18 protein-coding genes and 1 tRNA gene are annotated in these 18,367 nt (G+C 42.6%); 13 read left to right on the top strand and 6 right to left on the bottom strand.

All coding sequences use genetic code 11. The annotated features are described in order from the left end of the window. The first annotated feature begins 33 nt into the window (after positions 1-33). Complete coding sequence (locus HMPREF9707_RS01500; RefSeq protein ID WP_006700946.1) at positions 34-2,211, top strand: Tex family protein; 2,178 nt, start codon at positions 34-36, stop codon at positions 2,209-2,211. Between the two features lie 69 nt (positions 2,212-2,280). Here the strand turns inward: HMPREF9707_RS01500 and HMPREF9707_RS01505 are convergent. Next, a tRNA-Leu gene (locus HMPREF9707_RS01505) sits at positions 2,281-2,364 on the bottom strand. Positions 2,365-2,407: 43 nt separating this feature from the next. Next, entirely contained in the window at positions 2,408-2,638 is a 231-nt protein-coding gene (locus tag HMPREF9707_RS01510; RefSeq protein ID WP_040442810.1) for a hypothetical protein, read from the bottom strand. Between the two features lie 80 nt (positions 2,639-2,718). Between HMPREF9707_RS01510 and HMPREF9707_RS01515 the strand changes: the two genes are divergently transcribed. Next, entirely contained in the window at positions 2,719-2,931 is a 213-nt protein-coding gene (locus HMPREF9707_RS01515) for a hypothetical protein (protein WP_006700947.1), read from the top strand. 72 nt (positions 2,932-3,003) lie between these two features. On the opposite strand, the gene HMPREF9707_RS01520 is transcribed toward HMPREF9707_RS01515, so the two are convergent. Beyond that, positions 3,004-3,423: a DUF4430 domain-containing protein gene (locus HMPREF9707_RS01520; protein ID WP_006700948.1), complete on the bottom strand. Its 420-nt coding sequence runs from the start codon at positions 3,421-3,423 to the stop codon at positions 3,004-3,006. Between the two features lie 83 nt (positions 3,424-3,506). Further along, positions 3,507-4,148 (bottom strand): SGNH/GDSL hydrolase family protein, encoded by a 642-nt coding sequence (locus tag HMPREF9707_RS01525; protein ID WP_006700949.1) that lies wholly within the window; start codon positions 4,146-4,148, stop codon positions 3,507-3,509. 405 nt (positions 4,149-4,553) lie between these two features. Between HMPREF9707_RS01525 and HMPREF9707_RS01530 the strand changes: the two genes are divergently transcribed. Then, positions 4,554-5,390, top strand: a complete 837-nt coding sequence (locus tag HMPREF9707_RS01530) for a C39 family peptidase (RefSeq protein ID WP_006700950.1) — start codon at positions 4,554-4,556, stop codon at positions 5,388-5,390. A gap of 67 nt (positions 5,391-5,457) precedes the next feature. Here HMPREF9707_RS01530 and HMPREF9707_RS01535 read toward each other — a convergent pair whose 3' ends face one another. Both HMPREF9707_RS01535 and HMPREF9707_RS09165 read right to left on the bottom strand, forming a co-directional pair. Next, the gene (locus tag HMPREF9707_RS01535) at positions 5,458-6,681 is read right to left on the bottom strand and encodes an FAD-dependent oxidoreductase (RefSeq protein ID WP_156790215.1); all 1,224 of its coding nucleotides are present in this window, start codon (positions 6,679-6,681) and stop codon (positions 5,458-5,460) included. 15 nt (positions 6,682-6,696) lie between these two features. Then, positions 6,697-6,822 (bottom strand): hypothetical protein, encoded by a 126-nt coding sequence (locus HMPREF9707_RS09165; RefSeq protein ID WP_006700952.1) that lies wholly within the window; start codon positions 6,820-6,822, stop codon positions 6,697-6,699. A gap of 242 nt (positions 6,823-7,064) precedes the next feature. Here HMPREF9707_RS09165 and HMPREF9707_RS01545 point away from each other — a divergent pair, with 242 nt between their 5' ends. The 10 genes from HMPREF9707_RS01545 to HMPREF9707_RS09045 all read left to right on the top strand — a co-directional run. Next, the gene (locus tag HMPREF9707_RS01545) at positions 7,065-7,415 is read left to right on the top strand and encodes a metal-sulfur cluster assembly factor (RefSeq protein ID WP_006700953.1); all 351 of its coding nucleotides are present in this window, start codon (positions 7,065-7,067) and stop codon (positions 7,413-7,415) included. 34 nt (positions 7,416-7,449) lie between these two features. After that, on the top strand, positions 7,450-8,226 hold the full coding sequence (sufC, locus tag HMPREF9707_RS01550; protein ID WP_006700954.1) for a Fe-S cluster assembly ATPase SufC: 777 nt from the start codon (positions 7,450-7,452) through the stop codon (positions 8,224-8,226). Between the two features lies 1 nt (position 8,227). Further along, positions 8,228-9,517 carry a Fe-S cluster assembly protein SufD gene (gene sufD / locus HMPREF9707_RS01555; protein WP_006700955.1) on the top strand — a complete coding sequence of 430 codons (1,290 nt, stop codon included), beginning with the start codon at positions 8,228-8,230 and terminating at the stop codon, positions 9,515-9,517. Further along, positions 9,514-10,752: a SufS family cysteine desulfurase gene (locus tag HMPREF9707_RS01560; RefSeq protein ID WP_006700956.1), complete on the top strand. Its 1,239-nt coding sequence runs from the start codon at positions 9,514-9,516 to the stop codon at positions 10,750-10,752. Before sufD ends, HMPREF9707_RS01560 begins: the two co-directional genes overlap by 4 nt. Continuing rightward, positions 10,739-11,188: a Fe-S cluster assembly sulfur transfer protein SufU gene (gene sufU, locus HMPREF9707_RS01565; RefSeq protein ID WP_006700957.1), complete on the top strand. Its 450-nt coding sequence runs from the start codon at positions 10,739-10,741 to the stop codon at positions 11,186-11,188. Before HMPREF9707_RS01560 ends, sufU begins: the two co-directional genes overlap by 14 nt. A gap of 60 nt (positions 11,189-11,248) precedes the next feature. Then, complete coding sequence (sufB, locus tag HMPREF9707_RS01570) at positions 11,249-12,667, top strand: Fe-S cluster assembly protein SufB (protein WP_006700958.1); 1,419 nt, start codon at positions 11,249-11,251, stop codon at positions 12,665-12,667. A gap of 121 nt (positions 12,668-12,788) precedes the next feature. After that, positions 12,789-14,060: an Ig-like domain-containing protein gene (locus HMPREF9707_RS01575; protein ID WP_006700959.1), complete on the top strand. Its 1,272-nt coding sequence runs from the start codon at positions 12,789-12,791 to the stop codon at positions 14,058-14,060. A 586-nt stretch (positions 14,061-14,646) separates the two neighbouring features. Next, positions 14,647-16,860 (top strand): glycosyltransferase family 4 protein, encoded by a 2,214-nt coding sequence (locus HMPREF9707_RS01580; RefSeq protein WP_006700960.1) that lies wholly within the window; start codon positions 14,647-14,649, stop codon positions 16,858-16,860. A gap of 205 nt (positions 16,861-17,065) precedes the next feature. Continuing rightward, positions 17,066-18,106 (top strand): LPXTG cell wall anchor domain-containing protein, encoded by a 1,041-nt coding sequence (locus tag HMPREF9707_RS01585; RefSeq protein ID WP_006700961.1) that lies wholly within the window; start codon positions 17,066-17,068, stop codon positions 18,104-18,106. A 60-nt stretch (positions 18,107-18,166) separates the two neighbouring features. Beyond that, positions 18,167-18,367: hypothetical protein (locus HMPREF9707_RS09045; RefSeq protein WP_006700962.1), on the top strand; the 201-nt coding region annotated here is incomplete at its 3' end.

Consider the following 18,367-nt stretch of genomic DNA (forward strand, 5'->3'; position numbering starts at 1 on the left):
TTGGAATAGTAGAGGAGTTTGGAATAATTACGTATGGCAGCAGAAAAAAACGAAGTAATCAACGAATTAGAAATTATTAAAAGTATCGGTCAAGAAACAAAGATTCAACCGAAGCAAATTCAAGTTGTACTAAACTTACTAAGTGAAGGAAGTACGATTCCTTTTATTGCCCGGTACCGAAAAGATCAGACAGGTTCGTTAGACGAAGTGCAAATTCGTGAAATCGAGCAACGCTACCGTTATCAAATGAATTTAGCAGAGCGTCGTGAAGAAGTACAACGTCTTATTGCTGAACAAGACAAGCTGACCGATGCATTAGCGCAAGAGATTTCGCAAGCGACCACGCTGCAACAATTAGAGGACTTATATCGTCCATATAAGCAGACACGTCGGACAAAAGCGACGATTGCCCGCGAACAAGGATTAGAGCCGTTAGCAGAGTGGCTTAAGACCGGTGGGGAAGGTGAAGTAGATGCGGTCGCTGAGCAGTGCTTATCCGAAAAAGTAGAAACCATCGAAGATGCCTTACAAGGGGCGCATGAGATTCTAGCTGAAGAGGTCGGTAACCACCCACAATTTCGTGATTTTATCCGCAAGTATATGGCTTATAATGCAATCTTAATGACCTCGGTTAAAGATGAAGAAAGTGATCCGCAAGGTGTTTACAGCCAATATTATGATTATCAAGAACCAGTACAACAGATTGTTGAACATCGAATTCTTGCCATTAACCGTGCTGAGAAAGAAGACGTCATTACAGTTAAAATCGAACTGGATGAAGTGCCAGCGATCAATTATATGATTAAGCGCTATATCATGGATGAATTAACCGACTCACAACGCGAACGCGTTGAAGAAGCCATCCGTGATGCTTATAAACGCTTTATCTTCCCGGCACTTGAGCGCGAATTACGCAATAGCTTATCCGAACGCGCAGGGGAGCAAGCGATTAAAGTATTCGGTGATAATGTGCAAAACCTGCTGCTCCAACCCCCGATGAAAGGCCAAGTTGTAATGGGCTTTGACCCTGCTTACCGAACCGGATGTAAATTAGCGATTGTTGATCCAACTGGTAAAGTGTTAGATAAAGCAATCATCTATCCGCATCTTAAAGGAAGTTCCAGTCGCAAGGAAAAAGCAGCCGATGAACTATTAAAATTAATTCAAGATTACAATGTAGATATTATTGCGATTGGTAATGGGACGGCTAGTCGTGAGAGTGAGCAATTTGTAGCCGAAGTGATTCAAAACCACCAACTGGATACGAAGTATATCGTGATCTCTGAAGCGGGAGCATCAGTCTATAGTGCGAGTGCGATTGCGCGCGAGGAATTCCCTGATTATGAAGTCGAAGAGCGTAGTGCTGTTTCGATTGCACGTCGTCTACAAGATCCATTGGCTGAATTAATTAAGATCGACCCTAAATCCATGGGTGTTGGGCAATATCAGCACGACGTGAACCAGAAAGACTTAAATGAGCAGTTGAATTTCGTTGTCAATATTACGGTGAATAAGGTCGGGGTAGACATTAATACTGCCAGTGCGCAACTCTTAGAGCATGTCTCGGGGATGACGTCAGCAACTGCTAAAAATACCATTGCTTTACGTAATGAGATTGGACACTTCAATAACCGTCGTCAAATCAAAGAAATCAAACGTTTAGGGCCAAAAACCTATGAACAAGCAGTTGGATTCTTGCGAATTATTGGCGGCGACAACCCATTGGACAGTACGGGGATTCACCCGGAATCTTACGATACAGCGGTTGCGATTTTAGCGGACTTAGGATTGACCCTCGATACCATCGGATCCGAGTCAACGACTGAACGCATCTTAGCGTTAAAAGCGAGCGAAGTTGCTGAAAAACACCAAATTGGTGAAGCGACGGCCGAAGATATTTTACAAGGTTTGGCGCATCCTTTAGCAGATATTCGGGAAGGACAAGCAGCTCCAACCTTGCGCTCAGATGTCCTCACGATGGAAGACTTAGAAGTCGGGATGGAGTTAGAAGGCATCGTTCGAAATGTTGTCGACTTCGGAGCATTTGTTGATATTGGGGTGAAGCAAGATGGACTCATCCACATCTCACAACTTTCGAATCGCTACATCAAACATCCATCTGAAGCGGTCGCCGTTGGTGATATTGTCCAAGTTGAAGTTATTAGCTTAGATCTTGATAAGGAACGGATTGGCTTGAAGCGATTGAAATAATATAAAAAAATCGGGTTGATGATTTTTATCAACCCGATTTATTATGAACTCAATATTATTAATATAACATGCGGCCGAGAAGACTCGAACTTCCACAGGAGTAAATCCCACTAGCCCCTCAAGCTAGCGCGTCTGCCATTCCGCCACGACCGCTTAATCACTTGTCTATCATACCGATTTTTTCTCAAGCTGTCAATTAGAAGATAAGTAAGAGACACTGTGAGAGAAGACCAATTGTGAACGCGAGTATACCAGCGCTTCGAGCAGGGGTAAAGTAAGCAATTAAGCCAAATAATATACTGAGCGGCGCGAGGATTTGTGGTTGCCAAGCGAAACTGATGATGCCAACAATCATTCCAAGCCATGCAATCCAATTGCCAAATTGCAGCATCATACGTTTACGTTGCATTTTCGATGTTTTAGCCAACTGACTTCACTTCCTTTCACAATCCATTATATCAAAGAATCGAAAATTATAGTACAATAAGCATGCAAGGAGGGAGTTCAATGGTCTATTTATTTACGGTTGTTATTATCGGAGGGTTAGCCTTTTTCTATCTTAACTCTCGTAATGCGATGATGAAGTTCCAACAAGAACAAGAACGTCGGGCCATGCACCGCATGGGATCAGATACGAACGATACAAGAAGACAGATGTTCAACCAATCTCAAATGGGTGAGGACACGGATAACGATGTCGAAATTATTCGTAAAAAATAATAAAATACCCAAAAAGCTGACTGAGACAGGAAGATCCTATCCAGTCAGCTTTTGTATGGTCTAAATTAATTTTTATTCAAAGGCAGTTAATTTCCACTCAACATGGTCGCCATCACTTAAGACAAATTCATTGGCGCCTACTTCTGCCATCTTGCCGTTCACATCGTATAACCACCAAATATTTTCTTTTTCATCTTGGGCATGGTCATTAATTTTAGAGATAAAACCATCTTTTTCAACAATCTCAAAGTGTTCTTTCATAACATCCAGCAAGTTTGCGCCTTCTGCAACCTTGAAGATTTGCTCTCCTTTGTTGACAATCTCATCTTCTACGATAATATCAATCGTTACTTCAATTTCAGCTTCTTCCGCCACAGTGGTTGATTCAACGGTGGTTGCTTCAGTCGGAGCTGCGTTGTTTTGTGGTTGACACGCCGTAAGAATAGTGGCACCCATTAACAATAAGACAATTTTTTTCATCCAAAGAGACATGATAATCCTCCTCAATCATTATTTTCTTACAATAGTTTAAAAGAAAAATATCGAATAAGCAAGCAGATTCGAAATACTTTACATTAGACTCGTGTGGTGACAAACCAACGCTCAGCTAAATGCGCATGGCCGAATGAAGTTGGATGAACACCGTCTTGTCCAGCAACCGTAGCGCAACCTAAGCCTTTCGCCAGTCGATTCATAATCGTATGTGTCTTGACGAGAAGGACGCCTTCATCTTCAGCGAGTTGGCTAATCGCTTGATTCATTGCGAGTAAGTCTGTTAACATTGCTTGGTTGAATTCAGGTTCTGGCAGTAAGAAAGGCTCGACTAAAATGATGTGGGTAGCAGCGTTCTGTACTTTGATAGATTGGATTAAGTAACGATAATGATCAATAAACTGAGCCAATCCATCTGGTGTCAAGTGCGTTCCCGCTGAGTGACGATGCCAAATATCATTAATGCCAATCTGAATGGTCACAATATTAGGTTGGTAATCTAAGCAATCACTTTGCCATCGTTCGACAAGATCTGCAATCGTATTACCAGAAACTCCACGATTGATGATATTTAAATGATAATGGAAGAATTTACGGTATAAATCACCTGCGATCATATTGACATAACCTTGGCCGAGATTCGCCTGGAAAAAGTCACGGCGCCCACAATCTGTAATACTATCCCCAATAAATAAAAGTGTGTCTTTCGGTTGAATATTTAACATAATGAGCCCTCTTTCAGTCGATAATTCTAACTGAATGATAATACAGACACTGATTTCATGCAAGAAATGTAGTTTTCTGTTTATGGTGACTCATAACACGAAACCTGGGTCGGTTTTCTGTTTATGGCAACTCATAAACAGAAACTTCGTTGGTTTTTCTGTTTATTGCGATTGATAAACAGAAACTTTGGTTGGCTTTCTGTTTATTGCGATTGATAAACAGAAACTTTGGTTGGCTTTCTGTTTATTGCGATTCATAAACAGAAACTTCGTCGGTTTTTCTGTTTATGGCAACTCATAAACAGAAACCACGCCTGTTTTTCAGTTTGTGGCGTTTCACAACACGACAACTCAGATTGTTTCTATTTATGGTATAATTCAACTATCAAAGAAAGGGGTGGACCGATGGCAAAAAGACGTAAATCGAGTAAGAAGAAGTCCACGGCAAGGCGCAAAAATCAGCGCACCCGACAATTGACGACCGGGAAAGTCGTTTTAAGTTTGATAGTTATCATTTGTATCATCGGCGGACTCGTTGGTTTGTGGTTGCGTTTCTTTGGCGGTTCACCCGTCGATTACGCTTATTATCAATCCGTTGCGTCACAATATGCGCCCGACTACTTAGAACATCAACAAGAGATCGAGCAACTCATTGAAGAACGCGGAGACCGCGCAGCCGATGTCGGACACCTTTTTATCCCCCGTCATCCAGCACAACTGCCTTCGCTTGAATCAATCGATCAAATCGATATTCCATATTTTAACCAAAATGATCCTCGCTGGGCTAACGTATCGTATGGAACCGATGATTCCCGTAAATTATGGGAAAACGGCTGCGCGATTATATCGCTCGCGATGGTAGACGCCCACTATGGCGGCAACACTTCACCTCAATCGATTGCGCGTTGGGCAGGGGACACGTATTACATACATCATCAAGGGACGGCGTGGAGTATCTACCATGATTTCGGGGAGCATTTTGGCTATCAAGTGACCAATCTGGGTAATGATTTTACCCAAGCAATGCATCATATCCAATCGGGCCACCCGATCATTGTCGCTGTTGGACCAGGTGCGTTTACGCGAGGTGGACATGTCATGGTTGTTAGAGGCTATGACGGCTACAATGTATACCTCAATGATCCCAATGATTCACCAGATTTTTTCTGGTCGATTCAACCCGTCGCAGCGCAAACCTTGATTGATAGTAGCTTAAACTACTGGGCTTTCCAACCGCAATAAAATATTCCATCAGAAAAGCAGGCTGAATTCAGCCTGCTTTGATTGTTATATAGGATTTGTGTAAAGCTTAAAAGAGTAATTTATCTGCACCACTGAATGGCCAGTCGAGCGCTGCCATTGCTAGTACATTGAGGTAATGCCATGGACGGTCAAAGTTAGGTTGGAAATGAATATCCGCTAACGCTAACTGTTCTAAGGTCCACTCGCTTGAAATCGCAATCGATAGGGCAACAATTCCATCAGAGATATCGTGCTTACTCATCAATTGTCCACCTAAAATACGGTGAGACTCCGCATCATAGAAGATTTTCATCATAATTTCATTGTCCTCTTGACGCATAAAGTCTGGATAGCGTTTCTCTACAACATAAGTACTTGCGACTTCACCATCATATTGATCGACATTGGATGAAGATAGGCCGGTTGTTACAAAGTTATAATCGAAGTAACGTAAGGCAGAAGTTCCATTCATAGATGGCATCTTCATTGGATGGCCTAATGCGTTCATGGCTGCGACAACCCCTTGGCGACGCGCCATCGTTGCCAGAGCAATTGGGAATGGCTTACCAGTTGGACCGTATGGAATATAGGTTGAGTCCCCGCCTGCGTAGACATCGTCGGCAGAAGTTTGTAAGTATTCGTCCACTTCAATGTAGCCATGATCATCCATCTTCAAGGTATCTTTCAACCAGCCTGCGTCTGGTTTCACACCCATTGATAGAACGACTAGGTCCGCAGTGTATTCACCTTTATCAGTTACAACCGATTGAACGTGTCCTGCTTCATTGCCGGTGAATTGCTCAACGCGCTCGCCACCGACAAATTTAACACCTTTTTGACGTGCATGTTCTGTTAAAATATCGGTAAACTCAGTATCTAAGTAAGTGTTTAAAATGCGGTCTGCTAAGTCAACAATCGTTGTTTCGATGCCTTCGAGTGCTAAAGCTTCCGCAACTTCTAGCCCGATGTAGCCACCGCCGACAACGACTGCTGTTTTTGCAGTCTTCATCGCGTCTTTCACAGCTTGCGTATCTTCTGGGCCACGGAACGTTGTAATGCCATCAAGGTCTACACCTTCAAGAGGTGGTTTCACAGCCACTCCACCAGGGCTAAGTAATAATTTGTCGTATGATTCCTGATGTTCGCCTTCGTGGTCTTTCACCGTAACGGTCTTCGCTCCTGGATTTACGCCGATAACATCGCTGCCACAGTGAATATGGATGCCTTGTGCTGCATAAGATGCTTTATTGGCAAAGTGTAATTCGTCTAAGCTCTTAGAGGTCCCCTCTATATAAGACTGGCTACCTCAACCCATAAATGACGCATCATCACCACGTTCGTATAAATGGATTTCAGCTTGAGGTTCTTGCTTTAATAGGGTCTGCACTACTTCGTAACCGAAGTGAGAGGTCCCAACTACTATGTATTTCATAGATACTCCTCCTTATTTATAATAGATTAAATTAAGTATACCTTTCTCCGAAATTTTCGCAACTATTTGGCTTGATATGAAAAATATTTAAAATATGAATTGATGTGTAGGTAAGGTCGTTCTAGTCTCAGCTGAGCACGGCAGCAACGCCGCGTCTTAATTGATAAATACGTTGTTTCCATCTATACTATATAAGGTATATTAAGCTGTGCTAAAAAGACTCGAAGGAGGGGACGATACGAATGAACCAACATTACAATATTCAATTTCACGACCAGGCGATTGGGCGTGAGAAAGAGATTCTTGACCTATTGACCAAGGTGATTGACCCTGAGCTTGGAATCGATATCGTCAATATGGGACTGATCTATGAAGTTACCTTAGATGAAGCCGGCAAATGCTCAGTCATTATGACACTGACTACGATGGGGTGCCCGTTGGTCGATTATATTGTCGGAGATATTAAATTTGCTTTAGAGCACCTACCAGGAGTTGAGACGGTGGAGTGCCAGATTACGTTTGACCCACCATGGGACTTGACTAAAATGTCACGCTACGCACGGATTGCGCTCGGCATTCCAATGAACGGCTAACACAAACTGAATTTAGATAAGAAGGAGTATGACGATGTCTACATTAGAAATTATTGATTTACATGTTGAAGTTGAAGGCAAAGCAATTTTAAAAGGCGTTAATTTAAAGATGTCTAGCGGAGAAATTCATGCCATTATGGGACCGAACGGAACTGGGAAGTCTACCTTGGCTCAAGCCATTATGGGGCATCCTGCTTATAAAGTTACGCAAGGCCAAGTCCTTTTAGACGGTCAAAATATTTTAGAACTAGAAGTGAACGAACGCGCTAAAGCAGGACTGTTTTTAGCGGTACAATACCCAAGTGAAATAACTGGCGTCACCAATGCGGAATTTATCCGCGCAGCGATCAATGCGCAGCGTGAAGAAGGCGACAGCATCGGTGTGATGGAATTTATTCAAAAATTAGATGAGAAGATGGCGCTGCTCGATATGAAGGAAGAAATGGCAGAACGCTACTTGAATGAAGGTTTCTCAGGCGGAGAGAAAAAGCGTAATGAGATTTTGCAAATGCTAATGATTGAACCGAAATTTGCGATTTTAGATGAGATTGACTCAGGTCTTGATATTGATGCGTTGCGTCTAGTGGCCAATGGGATTCATAGTATGGAACGCGATGACTTTGGCGCGTTAATTATTACGCACTACCAACGTTTATTGGATTATATCGAGCCAGACTTTGTCCATATTATGATGGACGGTCGAGTGGTTGTGACCGGTGACAAAGCGTTAGCCGTTCAATTGGAAGCCGACGGTTACCGTGGTTTAGCAGAAGAATTGAATCTCGATCTGTCCCAAGAGGAGGGGTTGTAAGATGTTAGCATCATTTCAACAAGCCTGTCAAATTGCCCAAGTCGCAAGCCAAGCGAACGAGCCGCAATGGTTGCTCGACCGCCGTCAAGAATCGGCAGATTTATATGAAAGCTTACCTTATCCCAAAGTCGAACGGGGTAAAATTTCTCGGACGTTCGACTTAACATCAGGCTATGAACGCGGAGAGCATGAAGTGCCGGCGAATCTATTAGACCAAGTTAAATCTACTTCAGAAGAAGTGGCAGCAAACATCACCTTATTCCATAATCAATTGATCCATCGCGAACTCGCTCCGGAACTGGCTGAAGCGGGTGTTCTGCTTCTAACGCTCGAAGAAGCGATGCAACAACCTAAATTAATCGAACAATGGCTGATGACGCAAGCCTTGCCGTACCAACATGATAAATATGCTGCTTTGCATCAAGCGTTAATGAGCAGTGGCGTCGTTGTTTATTTACCAAAAGGCGTGCAAATTGAACGGGCGGTACAAGTTCACTTAATCCAAGATGCCCGAACGCCGTCGTCTTATCACCCACACATTTTAATCGTGGCGGAAGAACAAAGTGCGATGCAATATATGGAACGTTTATCAAGCGTTGGCGAAGCACCAAGTAATGCGACTATTGTAACAGAAATCATTACGCAACCAGCGAGCCGTATTCAATATGCAGCGATTGACTCGATGGGCGAATCCATCACGACTTACTTGCGTCGTAACGCCTACCAATTGCGCGATAGCCAAATTGATTGGGCGGTCGGTGCTTTAAATAATGGAACGACGATTTCAGATTATAATGTTGACTTACACGGTGAAGCAAGCCAATCCGAAGTCAAAATTGTCTCAATTACTCACGGTGAACAAAAGCATGTCATTGATACGAAAGTAACGAATTATGCCAACCATAGTGACGGGGAAATTTTCCAACATGGAGTCGTATTGGACCAATCAACCTTAACGATGAACGGAATTGGTCATATTATTAAGGGATCCAAAGATGCGAACTCCCAACAAGAATCTCGTATTTTGATGTTATCGGATGAATCGCGTGGCGATGCGAACCCAATCTTATTGATTGATGAATTTGAAGTCCAAGCAGGACACGCTGCTTCGGTAGGTCAGCTAGATCCTGTCCAACTGTTTTACTTAATGAGTCGCGGACTTACACGTAAACAAGCTGAACGATTAGTGATCCGTGGCTTCTTAGGTCAAGTTATCCAAGCAATTCCGCTAGCGGAAGACCGTGAAGCTTTAATCGAATCGATCGAACAGAAGTTGGCGACGTTAGCATGATGAATAGTTTAAAGATTCGCCAAGATTTCCCGATTTTAGCGACGAAAGTAAATGATGAGCCGTTGATTTATTTGGATAATGCGGCGACAACCCAAAAACCGCAGCAAGTGATTGATGTGATTGAGCATTACTATGAGACGATGAATGCCAATGTCTACCGCAGTCCCCATACGTTGTCTTATATGGCAACAGAAGCTTACGAAGGGGTACGTCAACGCGCGGCTGACTATCTAGGTGCTCAATCCGTCGAAGAGATTGTTTTTACGAAAGGGACGACTCACAGTCTGAATTTGGTCGCCCAAGGCTATGCCCAATCCATACTGCAACCAGGTGACCAAATTGGTCTAACTATTACCGAACACCATGCGAACTTAGTGCCTTGGCAACAAGTTGCGAAGCGAACTGGCGCCGAGCTGGTCTTCTTGCCAGTGGATCCAGTGACTGGGCAAATTGAACTTGAACAAGCAATGGAACGAATTACCGATAAAATGCGAATTTTAACTGTGAGTCATGTTTCAAATGTCTTGGGTGTCACGCAGCCAATCCAACAGTTAGCGGAGCGAATTCACCAGGTCGGTGGCGTCATCGTCGTTGATGGCGCACAAGCAGCTGCCTACCATCCGCTCGATGTAACGGAACTCGATGTCGACTTTTATGCGTTGAGCGGACATAAGATGTGTGGTCCAACTGGCATTGGGATTCTTTATGGTAAAAAATCATTACTACATCAAACGCAACCGATTGAATTCGGTGGTGAGATGATCAACCAAGTAGGACTATATGAAGCGAACTGGAAGCCAGCCCCTTATTGTTTTGAGGCGGGGACGCCAAATATTGCAGGAGTGATCGGACTTGGCGCCGCCATGGACTATCTTGATTCGATGGGACGCCCGCAAATTTACCAACATGTTCAATCCTTAACGGATTGGACGATTCAAGCGCTAAGCAAGATTGAAGGTGTTACAATCTACGGACCTCACACACCAGGAGAGCATGCTGGCGTGATTAGTTTTAACATCGATCAGATTCACCCACATGATGTTGCGACAGCGATGGATCAACTCGGCATCGCAATTCGTGCCGGACATCACTGTTGTCAGCCATTGATGCGACACTTGGAAGTCCCAGCCACAGCACGTGCTAGCTTTTTTGCCTATAATACGCAATCAGAGGCTGAGCAATTCGTGAAAGCAGTGCAATTAACGAAGGAGTACTTTAACCATGAGCTTAAATAAACTCAATCGGATGGACCAACTGTATAAAGCAGTGATTGTTGAACGATCAACACATCCCAAACACCGAGGACAACTCGCTGAAGCGACGCATGAATTTACCTTGTTGAACCCAAGTTGTGGGGATACCGTCTATGTTCAAATTCAAGTGGTAGACCAACGGGTTGAAGCAGTCTGCTTCAATGGAGAAGGATGTGCCATCTCAATGGCGTCAGCCGATATTATGGCAGAGGTTCTGCAAGGCAAGACGTTGGAAGAAGCAGAACAATTGATTGAAGACTTTAATGCGCTCGTGCAAGGTCAGCCTGTTGCGCACCTTAACCAACTCGGTGAAGCGCAAGCGATTGAAGGCGTCCGACAATTTCCAGCCCGAATTCGCTGTGCCCAGCTTGCCTGGAAGGCTTTCCAACAAGCGGTGGATGAAGATGAAGTTGAATAATCAGCGACCTTAGCATATAAAACATTTATTAAACTTTAGAACAACGAAAGGAGTTAGTCGATGACAACACCAGAACGTGAACACGAAGTCCCGCAGAAGGGACAATACGAGTACGGCTTCTACGATGAGAATATCCAAGCTGTCTATGATACTGGGACTGGATTAACTGAAGAAATCGTCCGTGAGATCTCAGCGGCTAAGAACGAACCGCAGTGGATGCTCGATATTCGACTCGAAGCGTATCATCACTTTATCCAACGGCCAATGCCACGTTGGGGCAAAGATGATTTGACCGCACTCGATATTAATGACTACAAATATTACCGCAAAGTGACCGATGGACCGGTCCGGACTTGGGATGATGTTCCTGATAAGATTAAGGAAACATTCGAGCGACTCGGCGTACCGGAAGCAGAGCGAGCTTATTTAGCTGGAACGGTCGTACAATATGAGTCGGAAGCCGTCTACCAAGGGATGAAAGAAGAATACGAGAAGCTAGGGGTTGTTTTTACCGATACCGATACGGCGGTTCAAAAATATCCTGAGCTCGTTAAAGAATATTTCGGCACGTTAGTCCCATATGACGACAATAAATTTGCCGCCTTAAATACGGCAGTTTGGTCGGGGGGAAGCTTTATCTACGTCCCGAAAAATGTCAAAATTGATATTCCACTGCAACTATATCTACGCATCAACGAAGAAACTATCGGACAATTCGAGCGGACCTTAATTATTATTGATGAAGGTGCCGATATCAATTACGTGGAAGGCTGTACAGCGCCAATGTATTCACGCAGTGCGCTTCACGCCGCTGTCGTTGAAGTCTTTGTTAAAAAAGATGCGAAGTTCCGTTATACAACCATCCAGAATTGGTCCGATAATGTCTACAACTTAGTAACCAAGCGAGCGACCGCTGGTGCGGGAGCGCAAGTTGAATGGGTAGATGGCAACTTAGGCGCCAAAACGACGATGAAATATCCAAGTATTAATTTGGACGGTGAAGGTGCCGTAGGGAATGTGATTAGCGTTGCGATGGCCAATGAAGGGCAAATCCAAGATACGGGAACCAAGATTTTCCACAATGCACCGAATACGCGCAGCTCGATTATTTCAAAATCAATCGCGAAAGGCGGCGGCTCGGTGAACTATCTCGGCCAATTACGGGTTGATGCGAATGCACCGGGTTCGTTCTCTCACATTGAATGTGACACGATTATTTTAGATGAGGAATCGAGCTCAGATACGATTCCATTTAACGAGATTCATACTTCCAATGTGAGCTTGGAGCACGAAGCCAAAGTTTCACGAATTTCGGAAGAGCAGCTCTATTACTTAATGTCACGCGGATTGGATGAAGCGAAAGCGACCGAGATGATTGTCCAAGGCTTTATCGAACCATTTTCACGCGAATTGCCGATGGAATACGCGGTGGAACTGAACCGTCTCATTGCCTATGAAATGGAAGGCAGTGTGGGGTAGAAGCTTTGTGAGCTGCTGATTTCACAGAAAATTCATGAATACAGATGGGTTCTTCTCGTTAAATGATGTATAATAAGGATAGCAACAAGTAATTTAATAGACTTTAAGGAGGAGGATTACGATGCGTAAATCATTATTAAAGTTTGCAACGATTTGTAGTTTATTTATCTTAGGTAGTACGAATGTTGTGCCAAGTATATTGTCATTTGGAGAAATAACCGTGGCACAAGCGCAAGATTTGAGCGCAACAATTGAATTAGTGCGTCAACTTCGCGAGAAAGCATGGGATGAAAATTTACCATTTGATGGCGAACCGTTACAAGATTTATATACCGACCGTGATGCGTATACGTCCGCTGTCTACTGGGAACCTGGCTTAGCAGAAGCAGCCCAAATTCGTGCGAAAGAACAAGCGAAAGCTTTTGGTCATACAAGACCTGATGGCACTAATTGGGACACTGTATTCAGCCAAGCACCTGGAATCAAAGGTGAAATTTTAGCGAAAGATTTAACATCGCTGAATGATGCGATTACAAAAGCATGGGGCGAAGATGAATTTCAAGCTTTAATAGATGCAAATGGTAATTTAACTGACGCAAACAGTCATTTATATCAACTGTTAAGTGGTCAGTTAAGCCACATTGGGTTTGCAGAGTTCAAGGATGAGCAAGGGGACACTTACTATGTAGGGATTCTAGCGGATGAGGATATTGCCTCAGGTACTGCTTTACCACTACCTGAAGAAAGTGAAAGTACAACGGTTGAAGAGACAGAGGAAGACTCAACGACGACAACAACCGTTGAAGTAACGGAAGAAAGTTCGTCAACCACAACAACTGAAGAACCAGAAACAAGCTCAAGCACAACAACGACGGTTGAGCCAGAAACAAGCTCAAGCACTACAATGACTACCACGGTTGAATCAACAACTGCTGCTCCTGTAACGACAACAACAACTGTTGAACATACGACGGCAGCGCCCGTTCATAGCGTATCAATTTATCCAGTAGCTGCCGGTTCTCAAGTGGTATCAGGTATTACAACAGCAGATGCTAATGTTACAGTGACAATCAAAGGAAAAGCTCAATCTTATACGGCAAAAGCTGATAAACAAGGTGCCTATAGTGTCAAATTATCTGATGCATTAAAAGCTGGGGATATCGTTGAAGTCAGCTCAACAGTTAATGGGCAAACAGCGGTAGCCACAAAACATGTTGTTGCAGCCTCAAGCTCAACAACTCAAACAGCAACGACGACAACGGCTGAAACAACAACGAAAGAAGGCCTACCAAAAACAGGTGAAACCAATAACTGGATCATCATGTTAGCAGCGGCATTAGCTGTAATTGCTGGTATCTTCTTAATTGTTCCAGGTCGACGTAACAAAAAATAATAATTGAAGTTAGATACAGTAAGCGCAAGGTTCACGCCTTGCGCTATTTTTATTTATTAATGATAAATAGTGCGAATCATCTTGGATTTGGGAATCCAAGTAGGTTTGCTGCTTAAACCTATTTAGAATCGAAAATCCAGATAGGTTCGGTGCTTAAACCTATTTAGAATCGTAAATCCAGATAGGTTTGCTGCTTAAACCTATTTAGAATCGAAAATCCAGATAGGTTCGGTGCTTAAACCTATTTAGAATCGTAAATCCAGATAGGTTTGCTGCTTAAACCTATTTAGAATCGAAAATCCAGATAGGTTTGGTGCTTTAACCTATTTAGAATCGTAAATCCAGATAGGTTTGCTGCTTAAACCTATTTAGAATCGTAAATCCAGATAGGTTTGGTGCTTGAACCTATTTAGAATCGTAAATCCAGATAGGTTTGCCGTGTGAACCTATCTAGAATCAAAGTTCCAGATAGGTTCACTGTATCCAATCTCTCAGGAACACATTTTACATTGCCTGAAGTAGCAAATTGAAAACGCATAATATTATGATATACTATGCTCAGAAAATTCAATCAGGAGGTGACATAATGGAATCATTGAAGCAACTTAATCTTTTAAAGTTACTACGTGAGCACCAAGACCTTTTATTTTTGGGGCCGCTAATTTGGTTTATTGCCTGGAACTTATTATTAATTACTACATTCCCTATTCCAGCTATCTTCGCTCCAATATCGAAAGTGCCGTTAATATTTGTTTTAATCAAAATTGCGCTTGACCTGTACAACAGTGAGTACACGCAAAAACAACTACTTTATATACTACCGTTGATTGTAGTTTCAATCTTGGTGGGCCTCATTGGTGGGCAAAATTATATTTTGTATTATTTAATTTTGACGTTAGGTGCGCTTAATATTCCAATTGATCGAATGGTTCGAGTGACTATGAAGACGGTTGGGATTATTTTCCTAATCACACTGTTATCGGCTGCAGTTGGTTTAATTGAAAATCGAATCTTTTATCGTGAAGATGGGTATACAGCACGCTTAGCCTTAGGAATACAGTATCCGACCGATGCCGCATCGTTAATTTTCTACTTATATGGTATGTACTTAATGATTCGGCACCAACGACTTCAGCGTGTGGATACGCTTATCGGCTTTGTCCTCGCTTTCGTAACGTATCTACTGACTGGTACTCGATTAGATGCGATCTTACTCGTCGTATTAGCCTTGATTGCGGTCGCATCACGGAGACAGTGGGGTTATCGCTTGGGGACGTGGCTCGCTTGGTCTGTTCCTATAACGGCACTGATCTCACTCGCGCTCGCGTCCTATTATAGTGACACCGATAATTTATGGCAGTTCGTTGACCATCTATTATCGGGTCGACTTCATTTAGTACAACAAGCTTTAGAAAGTTATCCACTGACATTCTTCGGACAAGTAATCGAGATGAATGGGTTTGGCCAATTTGATCCATCGAAGCCTTATAACTTTATCGATAGCTCTTATTTACAGATGTTATTACACTTTGGAATCGCCTATACGTTACTCGCATTGTATTATTTTAGTGATCTAATTCGTCGATTATTCCGTCAAGGGTTGACGACGTATGGGTTTGTCGCAGTGGTTTTTGCAATCCACGGTGTGATTGCGCATCATTTGTTCAACCCAATCTATAATCCACTCTGGTTATGCTTCCTAGCCAGCTTAACCGTTCAAGAGAAGACCATTCCTTTAGCTATTGTCAGGCAACTATCGCGTCGTGAGATGGGGCTCGGCCAAGTACTCGATGATTTTACCCAACATGCAAAACTCATGCTAGGCGAGCAGCGTGTTGTGACGTTGGATATTACAGATAATCGACAATTTATCAAAAATTGTTGGTGCATCATAAATATGCCAGCGCTAACGTATTACTTTACCCCGTCCGCAACCGTATGGGGCAACTTGAGAGATCTAGTCTATCTCAAATTAATGCTCTACCGGGGCGCCAGTGTGGTTACCCATTTCCATACTCGCTACTACGGTCAATTGATGCAACAACATCGGTTACTACGTTGGATGAATCGTCGTGTCTATCGCCACGTAAGCTTGATTATTTTACTCGGTCACAGTCAGCGACAAATGTTTGATGGCTTTAAGCTTCCAGTCGAGAAGTTCCGCACCATTCCGAATGGCGTTGCTCCTGAACTGTTCATTAGCGAGGGGGACTATGCACAAAAAACTGGCAAGCGTGCAATCTATTTTAGTAACTTTATCGAAGAGAAAGGTTATTTAACGGTGCTTGAGGCAGCCAGACAGCTCGCAGATAGTGGTTATCAATTTTTCTTTGCGGGGCAATTCTTTAATCCCGCCGTTAAAGCGCAATTCTTACGCTTAATTGAACCACTCGATCAGGTCTATTATGTTGAAGCGGTAAAGGGCCCAGATAAAACTTGGTTGTTGAAGCAGATGGATTACTTTGTCTTACCGACGACCTATCAGCATGAGACGTTACCAATCAGCCTATTAGAAGCGATGGCAAGTGGCTTGCAGCTCTTAGTAACTCGGGTCGGTGTCATTCCAGAATATGCCAATCCCAAAGTGACAACTTGGATTGAACCCGATGCGAAGCAAATTAGCTCAGTTCTTCGAGCAAAATTAACTGAGCCGAGACCATCGTATTCAGAACTGAACTTAGCTAACTATCAAGCTGCCTTTAACCGCACCACTGTGAATCAGCAGATTTTAGATGCGGTGATGTTTGCCGTTAGATCAGATAATTACCGTGAATTGCGCCAGTTAGGAACGTACTTTTAAATAAATCTCTTCGAAATGACAGATTTATTTGGAATAAGTCATGGAAGTAAGGATTGTTTCGTTAATGTGACAAAAAAATTTAAAATGTAATATAAAAGTCTTAAGAAATCCTTTACTTTTTCTTAAGAATTGCGTATAGTTATAAGTGAGGAAAGGGAAAACCCTATCCAAAATAAATTTAGAGTACCATATGGAGGTATTTATTATGAAAAAATCACTCGTTAAATTAATGGCAACAACAACCGTTGCATTAACATTAGCAGGATCAGCTGCTGCATTAGCAGGACAAATTGTATCCCCTGCATTCAGCGATGCTGAATCAGCACAATACTGGGCTGACCAAAACGTAGGACCAGGTGAAACACTTACAGTCGTTGAAAAAGACGGTCAATTCTTTGTAGAATCATCAAAAGTTGGTGAAACAACAGAAACTCCAGCTCCAGCTGAAACTACAGTAGACCCAACTGACCCTTACGGAGCAGACGCTAAAGTTGACAAAGATGCGCCAGTTAACGCATTCGAAAATGTTGGACGTCACTTCAAAACTTTAGGTGAAGCAGTAGACGCTTATCCAGATGCATTCGTAATGTACGATCCAGCAACTGAAGATTATGTAGTATTCACAAACCGTGGCGGACGTAAAACATACGTATTCGAAAACGTACAAGATGCATTAAATGCATTCCCTAACTTAGACCCAATGTACGAAAACGGTAAATACTATGTATTTGCATTCCAAGCACCACGCTTACAATACTCATTTGATACAGTTCAAGAAGCATACGAAGCATTTGGTGAAGATGCTAACCCAATGTACGATTCAGAAACAGGTAAATATGTAGTTTACACAAACAAAGCACCTCGTTTTGTTCATGAATTCGATACATTCGAAGATGCAATGGCTGCATTCCCAGGATCATTCCCAATGTTTGAAAACGGTAAATACTACGTATTCACTACTTACGAAAAAGTAGCAGGTACTAAAGGTACAATCAAAAACTACGTAGAAGGTAAATTACAAGATACAGATAAAAGTATCGAAGTAGAAGGCGAAGACAAAAAAGAAGTAACACCTGAAAAAGCTCCTGAAAAAGAAGCTGGTAAAGAATCAGGAAAAGCTGCTTCAAAAGGTGAGCAATTACCAGAAACTGGTGAAGCTACTTCATACGCAATCTTCGGTGCAGCTGCATTAGCAGTATTATCTGGTGTAGGTTTAGTTGCTCCTAAATTCAAAGAAGAAAAATAATTCTTCGATTAATTATTAATAGAAAATAATATTTTTTAAATACGAAAGGAAGTATTATCAATGAAAAAATCATTAGTTAAATTAGCAGCATTATCTTCTGCAGCATTTGTATTAGCTGGCACAGTAGCTCCAGTTGTATTAGCTGAAAACGCACCAACAGCAGGACAACAAGAAGAAAATAAAGATTCAGAAACTGGAAAAGATGAAAATAAAGATTCAGAAACTGGAAAAGATGAAAATAAAGATTCAGAAACTGGAAAA

This window comes from Falseniella ignava CCUG 37419 (genome assembly GCF_000301055.1).
GTDB lineage: Bacteria > Bacillota > Bacilli > Lactobacillales > Aerococcaceae > Falseniella > Falseniella ignava.